The organism is Anaerocolumna cellulosilytica (assembly GCF_014218335.1).
Taxonomy (GTDB): Bacteria; Bacillota; Clostridia; order Lachnospirales; family Lachnospiraceae; genus Anaerocolumna; species Anaerocolumna cellulosilytica.
The window spans coordinates 4941224-4965519 of the sequence record NZ_AP023367.1; the positions used below are offsets into that span (position 1 = coordinate 4941224).

Here is a 24296-nt window from a genome sequence, read left to right on the forward strand (position 1 = left end):
ATTGAAAAATAGCAGAAATTCTGCTCAAAGTAGAAAAACCGCCAGCTTCGTGGCGGCCTTTCTCTATTCACTTGGCAGCTCCTGTTCTATTTCTGTATTACCCTTAAAGGTAATCCTGATTCGATCGGTAGATAAAACCACCACCTTGTCGATCACGGCCTTGGTCACATCTTCCCGGTATTCTTTCAGTCTGAGATCGGTATGTTCCATCATATAAAGCAGTTCATGGATTCGGGCTTGTGTGTTTTGGGCGAGCATGGTCTGCTCTTGGTGTTCACCAAGCTGCCCCTGCAACTCCTTTATCTCTGCAGCAATTTCCTCAAACTTGGCATCGAAATAATCCGCACCAGCGCTGGACTTGGAGCTGAGTTCCACCAAATCCATCATCACACTCTGCAGCTCTGCAATGCGGTTCTGGATAGCCGATTCATTGAAGCTGTCATCATCCTGCGTACCGATGGCAAGCTGCAAGCCTGCCTTGAGGGTTTCAATAACATCAACCTTATCCTCATCCAGCCGGTTCAGGGCAGTGACAATGGCTTGGTGCAACCGGCTTTCCTCAATGGTAGGGGATTCCTTGCAGTATGTCGTGCCGTATTCCAAGCGGTTGATACAGCGCCAGACCACCTTTTTCTTGCCGTTCCTCGCCCAAGTGACCCGGCGATACTGCGTACCGCAGTCACCACAGCACAGAAGTTCCGTTAAAGCATATTTGCTGCTGTATTTTCCTTTTTCAGTTTTCACCGCTTTCTTGGCGACCTTGCGTTTCCCGGCTCTTCGGGTGATTTCCTCCTGCACAAGGTTGAATAAATCCTTTGAAATAATCGGCTCATGATTTCCGGTGACATAATACTGTGGGATTTCACCGTTGTTTTTTCGGGTTTCCTTGGTTAAGCAATCCACCACATAGGTTTTCTGCAGCAGGGCATCTCCGATGTAGCGCTCGTTGCGGAGCATATACTGCAGTGCGCCAATTGACCATTCCTGCTTGCCGGTGGGCGAAAAAATTTTATCTGCCTCCAGCGATTCCTTTATTTTTCGGACGCTGGCACCGGAATAATAGCTCCTGAAAATCCGCTTGACAATTTCCGCTTCCTCCGGCACAACCTTAGGCTGACCGTCCTCACCTTTTTCGTAACCCAGCAGGCGGGAGTATTGAAAGGGAACCTTTCCGCTTTTAAAGCTCTGGCGCTTGCCCCATGTCACGTTGCGGCTGATGGATTCGCTCTCAGCCTGCGCAAACCCGCTGAGGAAGCACAGTGCCATTTCGCTGGCCATCTCCATCGTGTTGATGCCCTCTTTTTCAAAGATGATGGGGATGCCTTTTGCCTTGAGCTTTCGGATATACCCGATGGCATCCAGTGTGTTTCTGGAAAACCGGGAGACGGATTTGGTCAGCACCATGTCTATTTTGCCTTTTTCACACAGCGCCATGAGCTTGAGAAACTCGGTACGCTTTTTGGCGCTGGTTCCGGTGATGCCCTCGTCGGCAAAAATACCGGCCATCTCCCAATCCTTGTTTTTGCTGATTTTATCGGTATAATAAGCAATCTGCGCAGCGTAGCTGGATTGCTGTTCTTCCTGTTCGGTGCTGACCCGGCAGTAAGCCGCCACACGCAGCTTTCTCTTTCTGGCATTGGGCTTGGTTAAAAGAACATTGGCAGGGATCACATCGACCCTTTTCTGTACAGGTGTTATGGTTTGTGTTTGCATGGCGGTTACTCCTTTCCAATCAGCTTTCCGTTTATCATACGCAGCCACAGGCTGCCGTCCACATCAATGACCACCTGCTTGACGGTATCCTCAAATAATCGGATTGAAAAAGCCTCCAGCGGCGGCTGTCCCTCAAATATCGCCAGCAATTGACGAGTTAAGTATTCCGGTTCCGTATCGGCACAGGCCTCATATTTTGCGGCGGCGCAGCCGAATATGAGCAGCTTGATATAGTCGCTGTCCACCTCGCTTTTTTCCAGCTCCCGGTTAATTTGATTCTCCGTCCGGGCAACATCAAGGGAATAGTTCTCTCGATGCAGTAAAGGAAGCTCCAGCAGGCTCGGTTCACGGATAATTGTGTTCAGGATTGCCGTTACGCTCTCCAGCAGGACTTGGTCTGTGATTCTCTTGGGTGTACTGCGCCCCTCTGCGGAGCAGCACCACGCTTCATAATTCTTGCTTCTGCCATCCCTTTTGTATTTGGCTCCACAAGCCCCACAAATCGCCTTACTGCGGATGCTGTCCAGTTCCTCGGATAAAGGCTCCCCTTGACTTTTCTGCTCGATTTGGGCGGCTACAGTCTCGAACGTATCGGCAGAGAGTATCGGTGGGAAGTCATCACCGCCGCAGTAGCGAGGATTTTCCAGCATCCGCTTGACCATATGCTTGTTCCAGTCGGTGCGGTTCTCCATATAGGGAATGCCTCGGACGGTGAGGGTTTCGGCAATCCGGCGATAAGACGTTCCGGCTTGGTAATCCTCGAAAACCTGACGAACCACGGCAGCTTCCGCTTCATGGATGCACAGCACACCGTTTTGGATATGGTAGCCGAAAGGAAGGTATCGGTTTTTCTTCATCGTCCGAACACCTCCTTTGGCAGCTGCTCGGTAAAGGCAAAGCCACCGATCAGGCAGAATTGTAGCTTATCCTGCTCGGTGACAACGATCTGAGTGATGATGCTGTGGAACAGGGTTTCATCAAAACCGGTCAGGTACGGCTCTCCCTGCTCCATCAGGTCAATCAGCAGCCTGCAGTCAGATATCATCTCATCATCCGCATCGCTTTCCAGCAGCCTGCGGCGGTTGCGCTTCAGGAGGTCAAGCTGTTGGTTGATTTCATTGTTTTTCTGCATAAAAATAGCAGAGTCCATGTAACCTTTCGTCCTGAGACGATTCAGTACCAGACTCTGCTTGGTGAGATCCTCTATTTCCTTATTGATGCTTCCGACCTTTACATCGCTCATGCTGATTTTGGATTTGAGATCCATCAGCTCCGTTAAAACAGAGGAGAGAATATATCGGCTGTTCTGTTTCAGCTTGTTAACCATTCTGATAAAGGCCTGTATAATGGCATCCTCCCGGATTTGGCGGATTTCGCACAGCTCCTTGCTGCGGAAGTGCTTATGGCACATCCAATAGGTTTTTCCGTTGGTCACCCTGCGTGAGAAGCTCGTACCGCATTTTCCGCATTTGATTTTCTGTGAGAAAGCATACTGCCTGCCACGCCCCTTGCTTGGGCAGAGGGTGTTACGGGCTTTCATCAGTTGCTGCGCTCGCTCAAACTCCGACCGGCTGATGAGCGGCTCATGGGAGCCGGTGATGTAATAGCGGTCACGCTCGCCCTTGTTGCGCTTGGTTTGAAAGGGCATAGTGTCTGTTGTGTAGGATTTCTGCAGCAGGGCATCGCCGATGTAACGCTCACTTTTGAGGATATAGCTGACGGCAGTATAAAGCCAGCTGACTTCGCCGTTCTTGCAGGGGATGCCATCAGCGTTCAGCTCGGTTGCGATCTGATCCATGCTCTTGCCGGAGAGGTAGCTCCCGAATATCCTGCGTACAACCGGTGCTTCCTTGGGATTGGGAACCAGTGTGTTGTCTACAAGGTCATATCCATAGGGGGCGCAGCAGCAAGTGAAGCTGCCGTTTTGCATTCTCCGGGCGTAGCTCCAGCGCATATTGTTGGAGATGGAGGTGGATTCCTCCTGAGCAATGGAGCTGAAAGCTCCGATCATCATCTCATCGTGCATATCCGCTGTTTTGAGGCCATCTTCCTCAAATTCCACCTCGATGCCGAGGGCTTTCAGCTCCCGGACGGTGGAGAGGCAGTCATGAATGTTTCTCGCAAACCGGGAAACAGACTTTACAAGGATGCGGTCGATTTTGCCTTTCCTGCAATCGGAAAGCATCCGCTGGAATTCCTCCCGCTTGTCCGACCGGGTTCCGGTGATGCCCTCATCGGCGTAAATGTCTACCAGCTCCCATTCGTCATTTTCGGCAATCAGGGAAGTGTAATGCTCCATTTGCACAGAAAAGGAATTCAGCTGATCTGCCGAATCGCTGCTGACTCTGGCGTAGGCGCAGACACGCAGCTTGGGCGGTGCATAGCGGTAAACGGCGTTTACCGGTTCAATAACCTGTACCTGCGGCATGGCGGCACCTCCTTTGGTTTTCGTGTTTTCATCTGTGACGGCTCCTTTCGTGTGAGTTCAATACCTTTTAGGTATTAGCACACACGATACCACATAGATGCAGACATAGCTATCACTATTTCCACTAAATAATCCGGAGTCTCGGCTTGTATTTTTCGACCACAAATCCATCTGCAATCTGAAATTCCTTAAGGCTGATTTTACCCTGCTCCAGAAGATAGGTAAGGAAATTGTGCGCCATTAAATAACGGACTTCGTTTACCGGAGAAGTGTTTATCATAGCAAGCCCTCCTGACCCAATTGGAACGGCGGAATTGCAAAATCAGATGGCTTGATTTTTCCCTCCATTGGGGAATAAATGTTGATCCCACAGTCGCTGATTGTTTGAATAAAGTTGACGGTCTTTGCCATATCCCGACCGATCCGGCTTACCGAATCCACCAACAGGATTTGAAAGCTCTTAGCCTTTGCCGCTTCCAGAACAGCCTGCAGGCCGGGGCGGTCGAAGTTTAGGCCGCTGCCCAAATCCTGCGAGGAACCGACAACGGCAAAGCCTATCTGTGCGGCATAGGTTTCCAGTCTTTCATATTGCCCTTTCAAAGCGCCGTGGGTATCCTCCGGCGCATCGATACGGCAGTAAATCCATGCGGATTTCTTGTCCATAAAAATTTCCTCCTTTCACAAGTCACAAGCTCAGGCTCATTTGAGGTTCCTGCAACGGGGCATCCAGACCGAAGCTCACGGCCAAGGCTTCATTGACCTGCTGCATCTGTGAATCATTCAAATGGCCTATGTACTCATGCAGACGGGAACGGTCAATGGTTCGTACCTGCTCTAAAAGCACAAGAGAATTCTGCCGCAGGCCATACTGCTGGCTGCACAGCCGGATGTGGGTAGGCAGATGACCTTTTTCAGTGCGGCTGGTGATGGCGGCCACAATAACGGTGGGGCTGTAACGGTTTCCAATGTCGTTTTGGATAATTAGCACCGGCCTGATGCCTCCCTGCTCACAGCCCACAACCGGCGTTAAATCGGCGTAGAACATATCGCCTTTATAAATACGCATTTCGCATTCCTCCTTTTTATGAAATCAGTGTTATACCACAAGGATAAGGACAGCCGCCAAATTTGAATGGGTTTACCCGCAGGGCGGCTGTCCTCATAGTTTCTGATATAACAAAACTCTTGTTCTTCGTTTTCTGCTGCTTCTATTCGACACCACTTCCCGAAGCAGAACACCACAGGCAGAGTGCCTGCGGTTAAGGATGATTCCGTCCTTTGGGCAGTCAGCTTAAACCAGCCTCGGTTATTGGCTGTCATGGGACTCTCACCCCCGCCGGGTTCTCCGGCGGCTGCACCCATTGCGATGTCTGTGGCTGTGCAGAAGTATCATTGTAGGCTGTTCAGGTCATGGCGGGGCAATCCACCACGGATTGCTTTTCGGACGGACATTTCTCGCTCGGCACCTTTGATGCTATCGTATTGACGGATAGCTCTGCCTATCCGCAGATGGTCTTGGCGTGTCCTCCGGAGCCGCTTTCCCCTCATCGGAGCTGAACAGCTAACGTATTTAAGCTGCTGGATATGACCGAATGGCTCGGTGTTTTTCAAGGAACACGGGAGAGCTAGAAAATCCCCCTCACTTCTATAAAGGAAAAAGTGAGGGGGGTGTACGGATTAATTATTAATTCTCAAGAAGTTTTTTCAGTTTTCTGAGAATACGATGTTTACGGTCGTGGAGTGTCATGGTAGCTATTCCAAGCTCCCCAGCCAACATTCGCTCGCTTTTATCATTGAAAAATAGTTCATCAATGAGAGAACGTTCGTCCTCCGATAAGGATTGGAGCGCACTCCACAGAGCTTCCAGCTGCTCCTGATGAATGAGTCTGTCCACGATATCCGGCTGAACACGGACGATGAGGTAATCAATATTGACACCGTCCTCACGAAACCGCTCCAGCGATAGCTCGTTCTGGCGGATCATCTTATTCTGATAGCGCTCTGCTTCCCGCTCTTTATGGTAGGAATGGTAGACAGCCTCGCTGACCTCTACACGCTGCCGTTTTACAATAATGGTATATTTTTTATTCTCTGACATATGCTTGTCCTCCAAATTTTCAAAATGTGATTGAAAACGAAGGACAAGAGGTGGTGACCGACACCGGGGAATAATTTTGTGCAGTAAAAAAAGAGCGTACCGATAGACATGGCTGTCCGTTGGTACGCTCTTATATGTTATTTCATGTTTCACCTGCTCTGGCGGTTCGTGTTGGTGGGCATAGTTATCCGCTGATGGACATAGGCTTTTTTTAACAAGTTACCTATGTAAATAGCGGTTATGCAGATTGCTTAATGTCGCTGCAGCAAATGCGCAGCGGTGTAATCTGTAAAGACCAACACATATAAAATCCCTCCAAACTTTAACGGGTTTGGAGGCATGCTTTAGATATTCAGGCATGAAGAATGACCCGCCAAAGCGCCGTTTTTTTCTTTGGCGGGTATGGGATTTTATTTGATTTTAACCACAAACGACACTGTGAACATAGCAGAATAAGCTATTCAACTGTTTCTATTGATTCCACGATATTCATTTTAGCAATCTTCTTTAATGGGAGATAAGTTGCTATTAAACAGGCCAGAATTGAAATGCCTGCCGCTTCTGCAATGGAAAGAAACGGGATAGACACAAGCTGTAATGTATCCGTACCAGCAGAGCCTACAAAAATCGTACAAATATATCCTGCAACAGCTCCGATTAAGGAAGCTATGATTCCGTAATATGCTCCCTCCCAAAGAAAAGTTTTATAAAGGCTTCTTGCACTCATGCCAATAGCTCGTTGAACTCCGATTTCTGTTACACGTGTATGGATGTTTGTATACACCGTGTTAATGATATTTAGAATACCAATTAATCCAACAAATAAAATCAATCCCCACGCCAGCAATCTGATTTGTTCATAACTTTCCTTAAGCTGTTGATCTGTATTTGCATAAGAAAGCCATGTCCCGCCGTTTTTACTGCAAAGCGCTTGTACTGCCTGTTCTACAAAAGAACGATCTGCGTCCTGTGTAAGTGTTGGATAAAGCTCTGTGTAACCAGTTCTTTGTGTAATCTTATCGTAAACAGTATCAGATACTACAACCTGAATGCCATTGATAAACCCCTCATTTTCAAGGGTAATAGGAGCATCCAACAATCCAAGCACCCTTAAAGAAGTGTCATTTACGACAACAGTATCGCCTACCGACAGGACAGTATTCTTTGCTTCTGTCCCACCAGAGAAAATGGAGATAGGATTTTGAATGAAACATGCTGTACCATCCGTTAATGCTTGCAAATCTGATTCAGAAAGTGTAGGAACTAAACCTTTCAATCTTACGTCATCAATGCCGATCATCTGCATCGTTTCGCCCGGCTGTGGCGTGATAGAGGTTTCTATGTCATTCAATTCTCCATTTTCATCCTGCTGATACAGGCTGTATTTTAAAGTGGATACAGCCTGTATACCCGAAACATTTTTTAATTCTGCCAGTTCTTCTGGAGAGAATCCAATGGTTTGGCTGGTCATGGAATAATCCCCAAGGTGCATTTTCTGAACATCTTCTGAAACATCCAATAGTCCTGAAAAACTCTGCAGTGCTACGAATACTGTAATGCTCATAATCAGAGACAGAATGGTAACTGCTGTTCTACCTCGGTTTCGCTTCATATTCATTCGCGCATAAAAAGCTTCGAAATTGCGAATATGTTTTGTTTTTCTGTTTCGCCGTTTGACGGTGGTTGTTTGCCCCAACATTGCAGTTGTTGGTGATACTTTTGCTGCATATCCGGCAGCAGGCATTGCAGAAACGAGTGCAAATATAATTGTGATTCCTACGCTGACTAACAGCGGGAGGATTTTGCTTCCTGCATTTTGAGCAATCATGGCTGCAAGTTCTGCTTCAGAGCTTACTAAAAATATTTCAGGATTGAAAAAGCCACTTACAGCTGTCGTCACACCCTGAGCGGATAGTAGTCCGAGCAAAATTCCGATCGGAATACCAATGCCGCATAAAATGGCAAGCTGCAAGGAAACGAGAAGATACAGCTTTCCTTTCTCAGCACCAATTGCCCTTAAGACACCATACTCTTTGACTCGTTTTATCACTGCAATTTTTAGAATATTGTAGACCACCAGCCCTGCTGCAAGCAGAACCAGAGCACCAATTAGAACCCCCGCCAAAGTCATATAAGAAAATCCTGATCCAGTTTCAGCTGTTGCTCCTGATTCATACTCAATTCCAACCGCAGAAAGCATCGTGTCGTTATATTGAATGCAGTATTCCGGTATGTCATATTGAGAAGCCAAATCATTTATTGTACTTTGAAACGATTTTTTCTGGGCGGTACGGATATCAACAGAGTACAACATATACTTATCGGGCAACACTTTTTCTGCTGTACCTGTACCGACAATGCCCATGACAGTGCCGCTTACGTATCCAACATAATTTGATTTTAGTATTCCTGTCAGAATGAAATTGTGGGTATACTCATAGCCAGCTTCGATATCTCGCAAGAGAGAAATACTAAGATTAAGGGAGATGGTATCGCCAATTTCACCTTGAAAATCAAGCATGTCCAGCACATTTTGGGGTAAGGCAATTTCTTCTGCTTTTTCAGGAAGTTTTCCGCTCTCAAGCTGTGAATCCGATGGATAAGCAGAAAGGGCGTTTCCTATATATTCTCTAAGCAAAACAGATATTTTGCTGTTTTTTATATCTGCCCTTCCAATGGAAATATAACTACCTGTATAAGAAAGTCTTGAATCTGCTAATAATTTACTTGCTTGTTCTTCGGTCATTTGGTGCAAGGTTGCATATCGGTTTCCATTCAAATTGATTGCTTGGCTTTGCTGCATAGCACTCAAAATACCGATTGATTGCCCGATTACAGTTGTCATCATGGTGGAAAGAACTATTGCAATTAAAATGAGGACAGAGGTGACCTTTTGCGCCCATAGTTCTTTCCATGCAAGGGTATGGTAGGATTTCATTTTGCCGTCACCTCCGAAAGTACACCATCCACAATGACAAACTGCCTGTCTGCCATTGTAGCTATACGGTTATCGTGGGTAATAATAACAAGTGTCTTTCCCATTTTGTGCTGTATGTTTTTGAGCATTTCCATTACTTCGCTGCCGCTTTTACTGTCAAGATTTCCGGTTGGTTCATCGGCAAAAATAATATCTGGCTCAGCAATCAGAGCACGGGCAATAGCCACACGTTGTTGCTGACCACCTGACAACTCATGTGGTAAATGGGTTAACCGATCACTGATACCAAGTAAATCCGTAAGCCGTTTTAGATATGTTTCATTAGGCTGTTTCTTGTCAAGCAGCAGCGGCATGATAATATTTTCTTTTGCTGTCAAAACAGGAAGCAGATTAAATTGCTGAAAGATAAAACCAATTTTTTGTCTGCGAAAAACTGACAGCTCCTTATCACTGAAGCTGTAAATTTCTTTTCCGTCGTAGAAAAGGTTGCCGGATGTGGGTTTATCCAGTCCCGAGAGAATATGCAGCAATGTGCTTTTTCCGCTGCCCGATGGCCCCATAATCGACATAAAATCACTGGATGCAATTGCTAAGTTCACCTTGTTTAAAGCAACAACTTTGTTTTCGTCGCTGCCATAAATCTTTGAAATTTCTTTGGCTTCAATTATCATAAAAAAACACTCTCCTTATTTTTGTTATAAGAAGAGTGTAAAATATAAATCTCAAAAATCTCTCAAGATTGTAAAATCAAAAACCGAGCAGTCACTTTTGCACCGTTTGGTGTATTTTCTATTTTAAGATTTCCTCCATGCTTTTTGCAAAGTAGAGAGCATACATAAAGACCCATTCCGAAATGCTCCTGCTCGTCCCGGTTATCATCTCTTAAAAAGGGGCGAATTCCTTTTCGAAGAAGCACAGGTGAAAAACCCGTTCCATCATCCAACACACATACAGTGAGCTTTTCAGTATCATAGGACAGGTTTATTTGGATTGTTGTTTTCGCATATCTTAAAGCATTGCTGACAAGATTTTCTGTCACATTTTGAATGATGGACTTATCAACAGATACTTCAGTATCATCTCCGCTGGAAGTAAACTTTATTTCTGCTTTTTCATAATTGCCAAGAAAGGATATACTCTGTTCTAATTCTTTTAAAAGCACCGACCAGCGTGTAACTTGCGGAGCATAGTTCCAATCCTCTAATTTTTGAGCGGTGGACATTGCTTCTACATAGGTTTCTATTCGGGCAGTGTATTGAGTAATCAGCGAGAGGGATTCTTTTATATTAAAAGAGTCCGCTTTCTCCGCTACACAATTCTTTTGTAATAATTTTGCACATCCTTTTAAAACTGTTACAGGATTTCTTAAATCATGGGAGAATGCAGCATTTAGTCTTTTTCGTTCTTCCATTTGCCTCCAAAGCTCTTGGTTATTTGATTTAAGCTCTATGCGCATTGTTTCAAATGCAGAGCAAAGTTCCCCCAACTCATCGTTTGACAATTTTTCTACAGTAAAATCCAAATCTTGTTTTCGTATCCTCTCGGCACTGTTTTGTAAAATAACAAGGGGCTTTTTTAACTTAATGCGATAGAAGGTAATATCAGCCAATACCAATGATACTACTACAAAGAAAACCGGCAGAGCAAATTGCAAAATATCGAACAACAAATAATTTGTATTCCGATTATTTTCTTCCGCTGTTCCGTTATGATAGGAAGAAGTGATCCCACCATTTTCATTTACGGAAATTTCATATTGAGTATATGACTCTACCTTGCTCCGAAGTTCTACACATGCCATAAAAGATACGGCTGATAATAACAATCCGACACAAAGAAAGAGTGAGCTGATTAGAAAAAAAGACTGTTTCAAACTTCTGTTTTTCAACCATTCCATTTATAGCCTACCCCCCATACGGTTTCAATATAGCTATGGAGTGACAGTGTGGCAAACTTTGCTCTTGTCTTACGAATATGTTCCATAATTGTACCACTGTTCCCATCTCCATCAAGTCCCCACACCAAATCGTATATCCGTTCCCTGTCAAACACCTGTCCCGCATTCATAGATAAAAGTTCAACAATATCAAACTCTTTTTTAGAGAGCGAAATAATAGATTCTTTTATAGTAACCTGCCGTTTGGAATAGTCTATCACCATATCTCCAAAGAACCTCACCACAGACTGTTCTTGCCTGCGGTTCTCACGTCTTAAATGTGCTGCTACTCTTGCACCTAATTCATCAAGGTCAAAAGGTTTTACGATATAATCATCTGCACCAGCCCGAAAACCATTTATCTTGTCGCTTGTTGCAATCCGGGCAGTCAGAAATAAAATAGGGCATGAAATATGTTCTCGAATATGCTGGCAGACAGTAAGACCGTCTATATCAGGCATATTAATATCCAGCAAAATGATATCCGGATTATGCGCTACTTTTTGCAAAGCTTCATTTCCGCTGCATGCAGTATAAACGGAATAACCTGACATTTCAAAATAATATTTCATCATCGTGACAATGCCTTTTTCATCGTCTACTAATAATATTTTTTTACTCATATCTTCAAGCCTCCTTTCGCATAATATTTTTTATTATCTCAATAAAATCTCAAGATTTTCTCAACTTTGCTTTAATCATTTGTCTGAATGTCTTTTCGCATCCTTTGAGATTTCCTATGAGCGGTCAAATCTGTATTTTTCTCTTTGGATATCCTCCATTTTTCAGAAGCTTGCTGCAAGGATACATAATCAAGCATTTGTATTTTCCACCGTATAGAATGATTTCAGTATATACGTAATAGCGAATAAAATCAACAAAAAGCCCCTCTCTTTTAAAGAGGGACTTTACGTCGAAAAAGCTATATCTCTATTGTTTTTCTCAGTTTAAATAGAATTTTGGAAATCCTGCGGCTAATGGTAGATTGGTTAACACCAATGCTTTTTGCAACTTGTGACTCGCTTTTCTCATTGAAGAATATTTCAGCAATGAGAGAACGTTCATCCTCCGATAAGAATTGAAGAGCAATCCGCAGTGTTTCCAACTGCTCCTGATGAACGAGCTTGTCCAAGATATCCGGCTGAACACGGACAATGAGGTAATCAATGTTGACACCGTCCTCTCGGAAGCGTTCCAATGATAGCTCATTCTGGCGGATCAGCTTATTCTGATAACGTTCCGCTTCCCGCTCTTTATGGTAGGCATGATAGACGGCCTCACTGACCTCTACACGTTGGTGTTTTATGACAATGGTATATTTTTTGTTCCCTGACATATTCTTGTCCTCCAAATTTTCAAAATGTGGTTGAAAACGAAGGACAAGAGGCGGTGAACGGCATCGGGGAATGATTCTGTGCAGAAAAAAAGAGCGTACCTGTAGACATGACCGTCCGTTGGTACGCTCTTATATGTTAATTCACATTCTACATGCTCTGCTGGTTCGTGTTGACGGGCATAGTTATCCGCTGGGGAACATAGGCTTTTTTTAACGAATCACCTATGTATGTAACAGTTATGCAGATAGCCTAATGTTGCTGCAGCAGATGCGCAGCGGTGTAGTCTGTAAAGACCAACACATATAAAATCCCTCCAAACTTTTTACGGGTTTGGAGGGATATAAATTACATTAAAACATGTGGAGTGTCCCGCCAAAGCACCGTTTTTTTTATTCGGCGGGTACACTTATCATTAAAATACAATCATATACTGCTACTCATTTTCTGCTATATTCCTCTTAAATAAAGTATAGGTAACGGTTAAGTAGCAGACAAATATGAAAAGGAAAACGCCATATATGCTGAATACATTCATGAGTACGTGATTTACCGTTATATAAGGGATGTAATCCCCATAATTCACTTTCAACAAATATATAAAAATTGCTCCGGCACCACATAAAGCCACAACAATCGGGACACCGAACCATACAGACATTTGCTGCCATATCAGCTTCTTGATTTGGATTTTGTCAACGCCGATTTTTTCCATCACTTTAAATCTCGCTTTGTGTTCAGAGGCATCTGTAAGCTGTTGCAAAGCTAATATTGTAAGGGATATTACAATCAAGACTAAGCCTGTATAAGCACCTCCCAGCCGAAGCATCAGTGAGTTGGATATTCCCTCGTTGAGCTGTAAGGTTTTTAGCCTGACATATCCGCTGTTTTGGGGAACCATCCCGCTGTTGTTCAACCACGGACTGATCTCCTCGTCCATTTTGACGGCAAACTCGTATGAAAGCGGCTCAGTCGTATTGGCGGCGTAGTAGATGGTTGCAAGGGTGAGGTTTTTACATACAGAATCCGGAAGGATATATACTGCTTTCATACTGCTTGTAAAGATTCCCATACCAACATTTATTTGATAATCTGCTCCTTGAACCTTAGTGAGCATGGTTTCCCCTGCCTCTATTTGTGGATGCTGCTGATTGAATGCCTCTATTTCTTTGGGTAAAGCCTTATGATCCCACGCTATGGCAAAACCATTTTCAGACAAAGAGATCTCTTCGTGTCCGGATAGTTGAAGAAGAGCATTGTAATCACTCAAAGCAATACCAAGAACAGGCATATCCTTTTGAATTCGGATATCGAAATCACTGTCGTTCAAAAAGTAGGTTTCTACTGCTGCACTCCCGCTTGTTTTGTAGCCTCCGTCCAATAAATATTGATTTATATAGGAGCTGTCAATGGCAGCTTGGGGTAATTGATTGATATTGTCAACTTGTGTATAAGCTGAGAAAATTTGAACATCATAGAGGGAACGTGCTTTCAAATATCCGTCCACCTGTGCGGTATAGGTAGGCAGCCATCCAAGCAAAACCAAGGAGAACAGGAAAGCGCAAGATAGAACTGCCATTGTTTTGGAATTGGTTTTTAGCTTTGAAATGATTTGCCCGAGTAAAAATAAATTCTGATAATTGAAATTCTTTGATTTTCTTTTCATTAAAACCAGCAACCATGAGAGGCAGCTGAAAAATGCAATTAGGCTAAATATGATCATGCCAAGCGCCAGTACAGGAGGAACAAAGGTATAAAAAGCTCCGCTGATGAGTCCGCTCCGCAGCATTTCATCAATGAGCCCCTGAAGCTGTAATTGCAATATCCCCGTAACCAGAGAAATCGCAGACAGCAGAATTGCTCCTAAGCTGCCGTCTTTTTTCATCTTTCCTGTAACATAAAGAAATACAAATACACAAAGCATGAAGGCGGCTGTACTGATGATACTGGCTCCTGTTATCCATCTTGCTTGTTCACTTAGCTGATTCCAAAATGGTACGATTTTATGGCTGCAAAGAAGCAGAATGCCAATATCCACCGCACAACTCACAGCCAAAGGGGAAAGAAGCATATCCTTTAGTGTAGAAGCACTTTCAGTTTTATGGCTGTCATGCAGCATATCTATAATTTTCTGTTTGCGTATAATCCGCACATTACCGATGCCAATGATCAGAAACAACGTGGTAAAAAACAATAAAGTCCAGAGAATCGTGTCAGGGTAAACAGAAAAATACGGCTTAAATACTTCCCCAAAGCTACTCATAATAATTGCACTTACAATTTGAGATAAAAGCACGCCCAGTACAACACCCAAGCAGACCGCTACAAGCCCCATCGTAAGCATTTCTATAAAAAAGAGAGTTGCTACTGTCCGCTGTTCCATCCCTATAATGGTTTGCAGTGCAAATTCTTTTTTCTTGCGTTTCATCATGTAGCGATTAACATAGGAAATAAGAAAGACAAGAAGCAACGCAATAACCGGGATGATGATTTTCATTTTTTCTGAAAAGTATTCCAGATTCATCTGAATTGGCAGCCTGTTGTTATAGAAAGGACTTGTGATGGATAAAAATCCATAAAACAGTCCCACCGATAAAATCAAGGTAAGGATATAAATCAGATAATCCCCTGCAGAACGCTTAACATTGCGTAAGGCCAGTTTTATATACATATCTACCCCTCCTTTCGTATGGCTCTGTTAAATAAGATTCGTGTACTGATAAAGTAACAAGCAAGTAGCAATAAAAGGATCGCAGCAATGGATACAATCTGCAAGGTCAGTGCCTTAATGCCAATATACGCTGAAATTTGAGAAGAAATTGTATTGAAGAAGTATCCGCCAAATACTGAAGCAACAATCACGGCCACACTAATCGGCAGCCCAAACCAAACACCCAACTGCTTTAACACAAGCCGGTTAATATGGGTTTCCTCTACACCGAGTTTACGGAGAACACCGAAACGGTATGGGTAATGAGTAGCGTCCAAAAGCTGCTGCAACGCCAAAATGGTAAAGCAAATAATCAATAATACAATTGCACCATAGGTCATGCTGGCTTGTAAAATAAAATTGCCTGCCGTGGTACTGTTGACCTGTTCTGTACGAGTGCGGAGAGAGAAACTGATTCCCTCATCAATTTGCTCCGGGAACTGCTGCTCAAATTCCTTTTGCAGTCCGATTGCAGCATCGTAAGGTATAGGCTCTGCCGTATTGATGAAGCGGATGCGGTCAACGGCCATGAGCTGTTCGCAGACAGTATCCGGGAAAACATAAATAACATCCGTATAGGCATTATAAATTGCCTCACCCAAAGGTGCCTCGTAGGATTGTTCGGAATCAATTGTTAGGTGTCCGGCATCCGTTTCCAAAACAGAATGGGATTCTACCACTTCATTCCGTTCATCCTCTGAGGAAAGGGAACGCCATTGCAAGGCAAATTGGTAGTCCTTTAGTTCAATCGGAGCTATCCCACGCATAATAAGCAAATGATTATAATCTGACAACGAAATTGCCAGTATGGGGAACTCCCATTTTACCCGCTGATGAAATTCTTCTGCCTTGGGAAGGTACATACTGAAGGTACATTCATCTTCAATCTGTATCTCATGCTCCGCCAGATACGCTGTAACAAAGCCGTAATCCGTATCAGGAAGTTCCTTAACATCGTAAGCCCTCCGATAAGTGGATGAAATTTGGACATCAAATGCAGAACGGCTTTCTAAATAACCGGAAACCCAGCCGCTTAATGCCGGTTCCATCAAAAACATACCTATAGAAAGTGCGAGCGTAAGGCAGATTAATGTCATGGTTTTTGTGGTTGTCTTTAATTTTGAAAGTATCTGACCAAAAAAGAAAAGATTTTCTTCTTTGTATTTATGGTAATTTGATTTTTCTTTCCAAGCGGTAATCACCCCGCTTGTCAAATAAAAAATACTACATACGATAAAAATTAAGCTTGCTAAAAGAAAGAGCATATAGGTGTTGTTGGCTTCTGCGGGTAAAGTTAAAAAATATTTCATTCGCATAACAGGAACGCTGGCGGAGGATATTAAGAAAGCCAGTGCCATCACAGATAGAAAAATTACAAGTTTTGAGAATTTCAGCTTTCTCCGCAGGAGAATCCAAAGTGTAAGCCCTGCCAGACAGAGTCCGGGCAACAGAATATTGCTCCAAAACATCAAGTGTACCGGAAATGGCAATCGGGCATCAAAATAATGGCGTTTATATGAAATTCCCGACATCAGCATGATCACAGACAGTATGCCAAACAATAAAGCAATCACCGGCATCCATTTACTTTTTTTAAAATCAGGTTCGTTTGTTTTGTCCGCATAAAGCATATCAATCACTTTAATTTTTTGTATCGTGCGGACATTAAGCAGGCCAATAAAGGCATAGCTCAATGTAAAAAACAGGACAGTAAGAAATACCGTATCCGGATATAACGTCCAGGTCAGCTGAAAGGGTTGTCCGTAAGCAGATAAGAGCATAGCCGTAATAAACTGTGAGCAGAATGTTCCAAGTACAATACCAAGTCCTAACGCTGCGAATCCCATTAGCATGGTTTCTGCAAAGAATAATGCAGCTGTTGTTTTCCGCTCCATGCCCATCACCGTTTGAATCGCAAATTCCTTTTGCTTGCGCCCTATCATGTAGTTGTTTACATATTTAATTAAAAACAGGAGCAAAAGGGTAACTCCACAAATTGCGCCTTTCATTCCATCGCTCAGCATATTTAACTCGTACTGGCTTCCGATATCCGGATGGTAATAGCTGCTGGAGATGGATAAAAAGGAATAAAACATGGTTACGCAAAGGGTCAGTGTGACAATATAAATAAGATAATCTTTAACAGACCGTTTTGCGTTGCGAAGAATAAGTTTACCGTATATCAGATAAATCACCTCCCAGCAGTGTCATCACATCAAGGATTTTCCCGAACAATTGCTTTCTGCTTTGTTCCCCACGAAGAATTTCCGTAAAAATCTGGCCGTCCTTTAGGAATAAAATTCTCTTTGCATAGCTTGCTGTAAACGCATCATGGGTTACCATCAGGATAGTTGCGCCCAGCTCTTGGTTCATGGTTTGAATAGTCGTTAAAAGCATCTGCGCCGAGTGGCTGTCTAACGCTCCGGTAGGCTCGTCTGCCAGTATCATCTTAGGATTGTTGATCATGGCTCTTGCGCAGGCACAGCGCTGTTTCTGGCCTCCTGAAACCTGATAGGGGAACTTATCCAGTATCGGCACGATATCCAGTTTTTCAGCCATCTGCTTTACACGAGGTTCAATTTCTGCTACCGGTACCTTGTTGATGGTCAAGGCCATTGCAATATTTTCGCTGATGGTGAGTGTATCCAACAAGTTGAAATCCTGAAAGATAAATCCAAGATTTTCTCTGCGGAAACGAGCAAGTTCTTTTTCCTTGATTTCTGTTATATCAGTGCTGCTTAATAAAATATGACCGGCACTGACGGTATCAATGGTGGAAATACAGTTCAATAAGGTTGTCTTTCCAGAACCGGAAGCCCCCATAATGGCAATAAATTCACCGTTTTGCACCTCAAAGCTGATGTCATCAATGGCTTTGGTAAGATTGCCTTTGTTGCCGTAGTATTTTTCAATATGTTCAATCCTTAAAAGTTGATTCATGTTTTTCACCTCACATTCATTTTACCGAATAAAGAAATTTGATTGTATCTACTTTTCTTACAAAGTTCTTACAAAAATGTAAGAAGTGCAGGAAATTCACTCCTGCACTTTGACAAAATCTCCTTTGGGGAAATACAACTCTACCTGTGTTCCTTGTCCGGACTCGGACTTTACGGCAATGCCAATGCCCAGCTTCTCACAAAGGCGTTTGCATAAGAACAAACCAATCCCGGTGGAACTTTTCCCAGTTCTGCCGTTTTCACCGGTAAAGCCTTTTTCGAAAATCCGAGGCAGATCACTTTCTGATATCCCAACACCATTGTCACGAATGATCAAAACGACTTGGCCTTGCTTGGAATTTTCCTCAAAACCTATCTTTGGTTCTTTTCCACTATATTTCACCGCATTAGCAATGAGCTGATTCAAGATAAATCCAATCCATTTTTCATCGGTATAGACCGTATTGTCACAATCATTTATTTCAATCGAAATATGGTTTTGAAGCAGAAGCTGCTTGTTCTCTGCAACAGCGGCATGGATTATTTCCGACAGGGAAACTTCTTTGATGAAATAATCCTTTTCCACATTTTCGCTTCTGGCATAATAAAGTGCCTGATCGGTGTAGTGACTGACCTTTGTAAGCTCTGCCATTAGCTTTCGAGTGATATCGGATTTATTGTTTTCGCATAGGAGCTTCATTGCCGAAATAGGCGTTTTGACATCGTGTATCCATTGCTCAATATATTCCTTGTACTCCTTGCGCTCTTGTTTGGATTCTGACACCTGCTCCATCATGGATTTATTTGCAGCTTTTAGAAGCCTATGATAAATTTTATCTTCTGTCAGTATGGGATGCTCCATAACTTCAGAAATTAAATATTTCTTATCCAACCGTTCCAGTTGTAAAAGAAGCTCTGCAAAATACCTTTTCCGTAAAAAGAAGCGGATATGGATATAGATTGCGACAATCAGAATCCAGAAAACCAACAGAATCGAAATAATGCTTGCCTGTATATCGATTGCCGACAAGAAAACCACACACAAAAGCATGGACAGAATATGGGTAACAATAGCAGGGAGCTGATCTCTTAAATACTCTTTATACCTCATATCAAATACCCCTGCCGATGCTTCGTCTGGATAAAGTCCGTTACCCCGATGCTCTTTAATTTTTCCCGGATTCTCGTAATATTTACGCTAAGGGCATTATCATCCACATAAAGTTGGCTGTCCCAAAGGTATTCCACCAAATCCGCACGGGGAACAATTTTTCCTGCATTGCGAAAAAGAAACACCATGATTTTCAACTCGTTTTTCGTCAGCTCTGCCGAATTCCCCTGATACTCAATTTTGCTGTTCTCCAGATGCAGGGTTACCTCTTGATAGGTCAAAACTTCTGCGTGTTCCGAAGCATAGGTGCGTTTTAGCAGTGATGCAATACGAGCCAGCAAAATAGAAGTATTGTACGGTTTTGTGATAAAATCATCACCGCCCAGCATGATGCTGTTCAGTTCATCCATGTCTGTGTTACGGCTTGTGACAAAGATGATCGGCACATTGGAAAATGTGCGTATTCCCGAACAAATTTTAAAGCCGTCCTGTACAGGCAGGTTGATATCCAACAAAATCAGATGTGAGGGACTTTTCTGTATTTCACTGATAATATTAAAAAAATCCTTTGGCAGGATTACTTCATAGCCATTACTTTTCAGAAGCACCGATAACTCTTCCTGAATAACTGGATCATCTTCAATCACCATAATTTGATACATGAAATTATCACTCCTTTTTCCTGTTTTCTTTCAGTCTGCCGTCTACAGGCTTTGGTGCATCCTTGGGAATTGCCCAAGCATGACCGAAACGAACCGCTCCGTCAATTCGATTTTCTTCGCAGAGCTTTTGTATTCTCCGCTTGGAAATTTCCCATTTGTCAGAAACCTGCTGCACGGATATATAATCAAGCATTTATATTCCTCCACCATATATGTTTCTTACAGTATATACGCAACAGCGAATAAAATCAATAATCCTTTCATAAGATATTTGTTCGCTTTTATAATCATCATTGGTTCGTTCTCAATCCTATACTCATACTGTAAAATTGGGTTGGGAGGTGAACTAACAGTGGAGGAATTACTGAACTCATTTGGCCAGACCATAAAGGATGCCCGGATTGCCGCAGGCATGACACAGGATGCGCTTGCGGAACAGGCCGGGGTAACGCCAAGATACATAATGGCTATTGAAAACGAAAATAAACACCCAAGAATGCCGGTGCTGCTCAAGATCATACGCACCTTGAAAATATCAGCCGATACGATCTTTTATCCGGAAATTCAACATACAGACAGAGAAAAAGAACAGCTTCTGCACATGATCCAGCTGTGCGGCGAAAAGGAAATCAAGATAGCCGCCGCAACCGTTAAGGCAATATTGGATGCCAGATAAGCAAAATCCATCTTCAATCTTCGAGGATGGATTTTATTCATCTCAAGACATAGATTGTCTTTTCTCTGTGTTTAAGTAATCCTTAGAGTGACAGGTTCACTACATAGGCCATGATGACACATACCATATGCCGCCGACAGGACACACTGCTCCCTTGGCGGCAGGGTATGTGTTTTTTACTTTACCGTAAACAACAGACTGCTCTTGCCACCGTTTTCTCGCCAGCGCTGCTCCTTTTGAAGATGGCCACCCTTTTCAAGGTCAGCGATGGCTCTCTGCACCGTGCGGCGGGAGAGCTTCAAGTCCTTAGCAATGGTACCGATGGCAGGATAACAGGTTCCATCCTTGTTTGCCCGGTCTTTCAGGTAACGGTACACCACCACAGCACGGTGCGGAACATCAGCAGCATAGAGAGAGGACAGATAGCTCAATCACGAACACCTCCTAATCAGTGCGCAGAGGCATGACGGGAGGCTCCGGCTTATGCTCCGGTATGAGTGTGTGCAGCGTTCCTCCATCTCAAAGGGCTTTTCAAACCGGATGCCCCATTTGAGGAACAGCGGCAGCTTGGTGCGCATAGGACAGCAGCCGGTCTTGGCCAGAATAAAATTGCCTTTGGGCAGAGTTTTCAGCTCATCCGGTGTCATCAGCGGTCGCTGGATCATCTGCAAGCTCTGGCTGGGATCATTCTTGCCTCTGCTGATGGAGCCAGACATGACCGTTTTGTTTCCAAGCGCCCTTGAGAGAATGTCTGCGCTTTCAGAATTAGGAGCAAAGCCTCCAAACAGAATATCCTGACAGTTATCAATGATGATAGTGGAACCCTCTTTGCCATAGTTTTTCTCAAGCTGTGCAAAGGACTGGATGATGGGTACCATGCTGATTCGGCGGGAACGGCCTGCAGAGAACATCATCTCCATTGACTGTATTTTGGGGATGGTTCCAATCTCATCGGCAAAGATCATGACCCGGTTGGGGAGCTTGCCTCCGTATTCATTGGCCACCGTCAGCATCTCCCTGTAGAGCTGCTGGAGGAACAAGGACACCATGAAATATTTCGTGTTATCTTCCTCCGGCAATACGATGAAAATAGCACACTTCTCCTTGCAAAATGTTTCCGTGTCCAGTGAGCTGTCGAAGCACAGAATCTGCTCCATTTCGGAGTCCAGAAACGCATTCAGCCTTGACATGGCAGTGGACAGCACGGAGGCCATTGCTTGGTCGGCGGTATTGAGGGCGGCTCCCGCAAACCACCTTGCTTTGTGGTCAGGCGGCAGCTTATCCATGAGTAGCTGAAACTGGCTTTTGTTTTTCACTGGCGAGGGAGCCAGCAAATCCTGTATCATTTTGAACACCGATATGATGTGCCGCTTTTCCGGAGGGCAGTATTCCGCAATCAGCAAAATCACCGAGGTAAGCAAGCCCTCAGCAGCATCGTAGAAGAATGCATTTTGACCATAGCTTGCCGAGTCCTCGCCGCTGCTGGAAATGATGGTCTTGGCAGTAATCTTGGCATACTTCTCGGCCTTGGCTTTCAGGGAGAGGTTCTCCGGATTTTCCATATAGGCATCCATGTAACGGTTCACCAGCTGCAGGATGTTATCGCCGTCCGAGCGGGTGGGGTTGCGCAGATCCAGCACCGATATTTTGTAGCCGTAGTATTCCTTTGCGATGCCTGCGTAGTTTCGGAACAGGTCGCCCTTGGTATCGGTGCAGAGCCAGCTCATGCCGGAGGCACAGGCGTATTCGATGTTGGGATAAAGAAAGTTTGCGGTTTTGCCTACACCGGCAGCGCCGATCATGAGGCAGTGGATGTCACCATCATCAATCAGTGCGGTAGTTGAACCGGCTTTCTGCTTGCAGCCCACCACAAGTCCCTGAAGAGCGGGCATATTTTGCCCACGCCGCCATTTCTCCGGCTCATAGGGTACATGGGTGTATGTCCGTTTGATTTCGGTTTCGGTGGCGAAACGGGCGGTACCGTGCTGACCGTCACCAACTGTTTTGGATTTGATTCCGCTGAGGGTATAATAGTGTGCTAAAAGAGAAAGACCGCCGATGACGAAAAACATCACGGCGGCCACTGCAATCAGTATATATACTTGGGATAACATAGGAAAACTCCTTTCATTTGGACAAGTTCTGTAGTAAAATAAGCGAAAGTAAAGTCATATTTGGCAGATAAAGTGGCTCGACAAATCAAATTTACAGGAGGTGTATAAATGATCGAAATTATTTCTAGATGGTCGAAAAAATCTTTGTCGCAAGTAATTAACCTTTTATCAGGAGCATTTATAATGATTTTGTTTATTAATCATTATACTGTGATCGATATCCGATTAGATTTTTTGAGTTTTATATCTGTGGATTATGCTAATTTGAGCGAGAGCATAATAATGTGGATTTTTGCCATCTTACTCTTTCATAGCATTATTTTTAAAACAATTAGATATATAGTCAATAAATGCTTTTCCTTTAATACAGAACAAAATGAATTTAAATACTATAATATACTTATTTTAATTCAAACAAGTGAAGATGTATTGGATTTAACGGTGTCAATATATGGTTTTGTATTTTTGCTTGCCATTCGTAGTATCTATGTGAATACCGAAATTTTCTATACCACTCCATTAGCACTGTTAACATACTCTGGTATAATTTTAAGATTCGTTGAATCGGTTGTTGTTCATTTCTATCTTTCTAATTTATCTATAGTCAACAAATTCAAAAAAAATAATGGATTGGATTAAAATACACTTGCCAAATTATAGAAAGGCGATTTAGGCATGGCAGCCAACTTGACTACCGTACTTTTTTACATCATCGTCAGCGTCGACTCACTCTGCTCTTGCGGCTCTATTGCTTTCAAATCATCATTCCAGTCTTTGTGTGCCGAAACATCATACGCCACATCTTCAAATCCCTGTTCCCGCAATGTTTTATGAATGCGGCTGGCAGCCTTGCGCCCAGCTTCGTCATTATCAAGGCAGAGAGTAACCCCTTGAAGCTGAGGGTAACACTCTATCAGCTTCAGGACAGGCTGCTCCGACACACCGTTTAACGCCACATAGCTGGCGTTTTTCCAGTTCTGGGGATGCAGGCTGATGTAGGACAGCATATCGATGGGCGCTTCAAATACAAACAGGTTGTGTGGATAGGGATTCTTGGAAATGTAATGAAAGCTGTAGGCCGGATGGCTGCCCTCCACATTGATGCGAAAGCTGCTGCCGGTTGCCGTGCTTTTCTTATGGGCATGACGGGCAACACCTTTTTCATCAAAGCCTACAAACACGGCGTTGTGGTATTCGGCATCCTCAAAAAGCAGCTTCTCTCTGGCAAACTCGGAAAGAACCTCCCGGCTGATGCAGCGCTGCTTGATGAGATAGGCGAACACCCGGCGCATATCGGTGTGGATTGGAGGCAGAGCAAAGGGCTTTCGCTGCTCCGACTCACTGCTTTTGCTGTGCTGGCGGTATTCCACACCCTGTTCACCGCCCAGCAGCAGGCTGACTGCCTCCGGGAAAGACAGGTTATAGAGCCGTTTCACAAGGTCGATGGCATAGCTGCCCTCCTCAGAAGCGTGATCGTACCAGCGATTTTCCCGAACCGTGATGCTGTGATCGCTGTCCAGCCGCTTATCTCTGCCGGAGGGCAGGAGCTTCTCTCCCTGCCGCTGGAGGAAATCCACCAAGTCCACCGAGTTGGCACGTTCCTTTTGTTCGTCTGTAAAATAGATGTAGCCTGACAC

At 44.0% G+C, this 24296-nt stretch carries 24 protein-coding genes and 1 pseudogene; 2 read left to right on the forward strand and 23 right to left on the reverse strand.

Translation table 11 applies throughout. The features are described 5' to 3' along the window. Positions 1-63 precede the first annotated feature (63 nt). The 20 genes from acsn021_RS20370 to acsn021_RS20460 all read right to left on the reverse strand — a co-directional run bounded on the left by acsn021_RS20370 (position 64) and on the right by acsn021_RS20460 (position 20062). A complete protein-coding gene (locus acsn021_RS20370) occupies positions 64-1713 on the reverse strand; it encodes a recombinase family protein (RefSeq protein ID WP_184094841.1) in 1650 nt (549 codons plus the stop codon). 5 nt (positions 1714-1718) lie between these two features. Beyond that, entirely contained in the window at positions 1719-2570 is an 852-nt protein-coding gene (locus acsn021_RS20375; protein WP_184094843.1) for a recombinase family protein, read from the reverse strand. Continuing rightward, positions 2567-4141, reverse strand: coding sequence for a recombinase family protein (locus tag acsn021_RS20380; protein ID WP_184094845.1), 1575 nt, complete (start codon positions 4139-4141; stop codon positions 2567-2569). Before acsn021_RS20380 ends, acsn021_RS20375 begins: the two co-directional genes overlap by 4 nt. Positions 4142-4265: 124 nt before the next feature. After that, positions 4266-4421, reverse strand: coding sequence for an SHOCT domain-containing protein (locus acsn021_RS20385; protein WP_184094848.1), 156 nt, complete (start codon positions 4419-4421; stop codon positions 4266-4268). Then, positions 4418-4804, reverse strand: a complete 387-nt coding sequence (locus acsn021_RS20390; RefSeq protein ID WP_184094850.1) for a recombinase family protein — start codon at positions 4802-4804, stop codon at positions 4418-4420. Before acsn021_RS20390 ends, acsn021_RS20385 begins: the two co-directional genes overlap by 4 nt. 22 nt (positions 4805-4826) lie before the next feature. Continuing rightward, complete coding sequence (locus tag acsn021_RS20395; RefSeq protein ID WP_184094852.1) at positions 4827-5207, reverse strand: type II toxin-antitoxin system PemK/MazF family toxin; 381 nt, start codon at positions 5205-5207, stop codon at positions 4827-4829. Next, positions 5168-5461 carry a hypothetical protein gene (locus tag acsn021_RS20400; RefSeq protein ID WP_184094854.1) on the reverse strand — a complete coding sequence of 98 codons (294 nt, stop codon included), beginning with the start codon at positions 5459-5461 and terminating at the stop codon, positions 5168-5170. Before acsn021_RS20400 ends, acsn021_RS20395 begins: the two co-directional genes overlap by 40 nt. Positions 5462-5825: 364 nt before the next feature. After that, complete coding sequence (locus acsn021_RS20405; protein ID WP_184094856.1) at positions 5826-6239, reverse strand: sigma-70 family RNA polymerase sigma factor; 414 nt, start codon at positions 6237-6239, stop codon at positions 5826-5828. Between the two features lie 457 nt (positions 6240-6696). After that, positions 6697-9177, reverse strand: a complete 2481-nt coding sequence (locus tag acsn021_RS20410; protein ID WP_184094858.1) for an FtsX-like permease family protein — start codon at positions 9175-9177, stop codon at positions 6697-6699. Beyond that, positions 9174-9848, reverse strand: coding sequence for an ABC transporter ATP-binding protein (locus acsn021_RS20415; protein WP_184094860.1), 675 nt, complete (start codon positions 9846-9848; stop codon positions 9174-9176). The genes acsn021_RS20410 and acsn021_RS20415 overlap by 4 nt, the downstream gene beginning before the upstream one ends. A gap of 62 nt (positions 9849-9910) precedes the next feature. Then, the gene (locus acsn021_RS20420; protein ID WP_184094862.1) at positions 9911-11074 is read right to left on the reverse strand and encodes a HAMP domain-containing sensor histidine kinase; all 1164 of its coding nucleotides are present in this window, start codon (positions 11072-11074) and stop codon (positions 9911-9913) included. Next, positions 11062-11736, reverse strand: coding sequence for a response regulator transcription factor (locus acsn021_RS20425; RefSeq protein ID WP_184094864.1), 675 nt, complete (start codon positions 11734-11736; stop codon positions 11062-11064). Before acsn021_RS20425 ends, acsn021_RS20420 begins: the two co-directional genes overlap by 13 nt. Positions 11737-11807: 71 nt before the next feature. Next, positions 11808-11933, reverse strand: coding sequence for a hypothetical protein (locus acsn021_RS23025; RefSeq protein WP_279289767.1), 126 nt, complete (start codon positions 11931-11933; stop codon positions 11808-11810). A 102-nt stretch (positions 11934-12035) separates the two neighbouring features. Continuing rightward, a complete protein-coding gene (locus acsn021_RS20430; RefSeq protein WP_184094866.1) occupies positions 12036-12449 on the reverse strand; it encodes a sigma factor-like helix-turn-helix DNA-binding protein in 414 nt (137 codons plus the stop codon). A 434-nt stretch (positions 12450-12883) separates the two neighbouring features. Next, the gene (locus acsn021_RS20435; RefSeq protein WP_184094868.1) at positions 12884-15118 is read right to left on the reverse strand and encodes an FtsX-like permease family protein; all 2235 of its coding nucleotides are present in this window, start codon (positions 15116-15118) and stop codon (positions 12884-12886) included. 2 nt (positions 15119-15120) lie between these two features. Further along, positions 15121-17352, reverse strand: coding sequence for an ABC transporter permease (locus acsn021_RS20440; RefSeq protein WP_330601811.1), 2232 nt, complete (start codon positions 17350-17352; stop codon positions 15121-15123). Further along, entirely contained in the window at positions 17330-18097 is a 768-nt protein-coding gene (locus acsn021_RS20445; protein WP_184094876.1) for an ABC transporter ATP-binding protein, read from the reverse strand. The genes acsn021_RS20440 and acsn021_RS20445 overlap by 23 nt, the downstream gene beginning before the upstream one ends. Before the next feature lie 96 nt (positions 18098-18193). Next, a complete protein-coding gene (locus acsn021_RS20450; protein WP_184094878.1) occupies positions 18194-19207 on the reverse strand; it encodes a sensor histidine kinase in 1014 nt (337 codons plus the stop codon). Then, positions 19204-19869, reverse strand: a complete 666-nt coding sequence (locus tag acsn021_RS20455) for a response regulator transcription factor (protein ID WP_184094880.1) — start codon at positions 19867-19869, stop codon at positions 19204-19206. The genes acsn021_RS20450 and acsn021_RS20455 overlap by 4 nt, the downstream gene beginning before the upstream one ends. Positions 19870-19876: 7 nt before the next feature. Beyond that, a complete protein-coding gene (locus acsn021_RS20460; RefSeq protein WP_184094882.1) occupies positions 19877-20062 on the reverse strand; it encodes a DNA-binding protein in 186 nt (61 codons plus the stop codon). 159 nt (positions 20063-20221) lie between these two features. On the opposite strand from acsn021_RS20460, the gene acsn021_RS20465 reads away from it, so the two are divergent. Further along, positions 20222-20545, forward strand: a complete 324-nt coding sequence (locus acsn021_RS20465; protein WP_184094884.1) for a helix-turn-helix transcriptional regulator — start codon at positions 20222-20224, stop codon at positions 20543-20545. A gap of 176 nt (positions 20546-20721) precedes the next feature. Here acsn021_RS20465 and acsn021_RS20470 read toward each other — a convergent pair whose 3' ends face one another. Both acsn021_RS20470 and acsn021_RS20475 read right to left on the reverse strand, forming a co-directional pair. Then, on the reverse strand, positions 20722-20976 hold the full coding sequence (locus acsn021_RS20470; protein WP_184094886.1) for a helix-turn-helix domain-containing protein: 255 nt from the start codon (positions 20974-20976) through the stop codon (positions 20722-20724). Positions 20977-21051: 75 nt separating this feature from the next. Continuing rightward, positions 21052-22659, reverse strand: a pseudogene (locus acsn021_RS20475) (VirD4-like conjugal transfer protein, CD1115 family); the annotation flags it as partial. A 108-nt stretch (positions 22660-22767) separates the two neighbouring features. On the opposite strand from acsn021_RS20475, the gene acsn021_RS20480 reads away from it, so the two are divergent. After that, positions 22768-23298: a hypothetical protein gene (locus acsn021_RS20480; protein WP_184094888.1), complete on the forward strand. Its 531-nt coding sequence runs from the start codon at positions 22768-22770 to the stop codon at positions 23296-23298. A 65-nt stretch (positions 23299-23363) separates the two neighbouring features. Here the strand turns inward: acsn021_RS20480 and acsn021_RS20485 are convergent, their stop codons facing one another. Further along, positions 23364-24296 carry a DUF3991 and toprim domain-containing protein gene (locus acsn021_RS20485; RefSeq protein ID WP_184094890.1) on the reverse strand — a complete coding sequence of 311 codons (933 nt, stop codon included), beginning with the start codon at positions 24294-24296 and terminating at the stop codon, positions 23364-23366.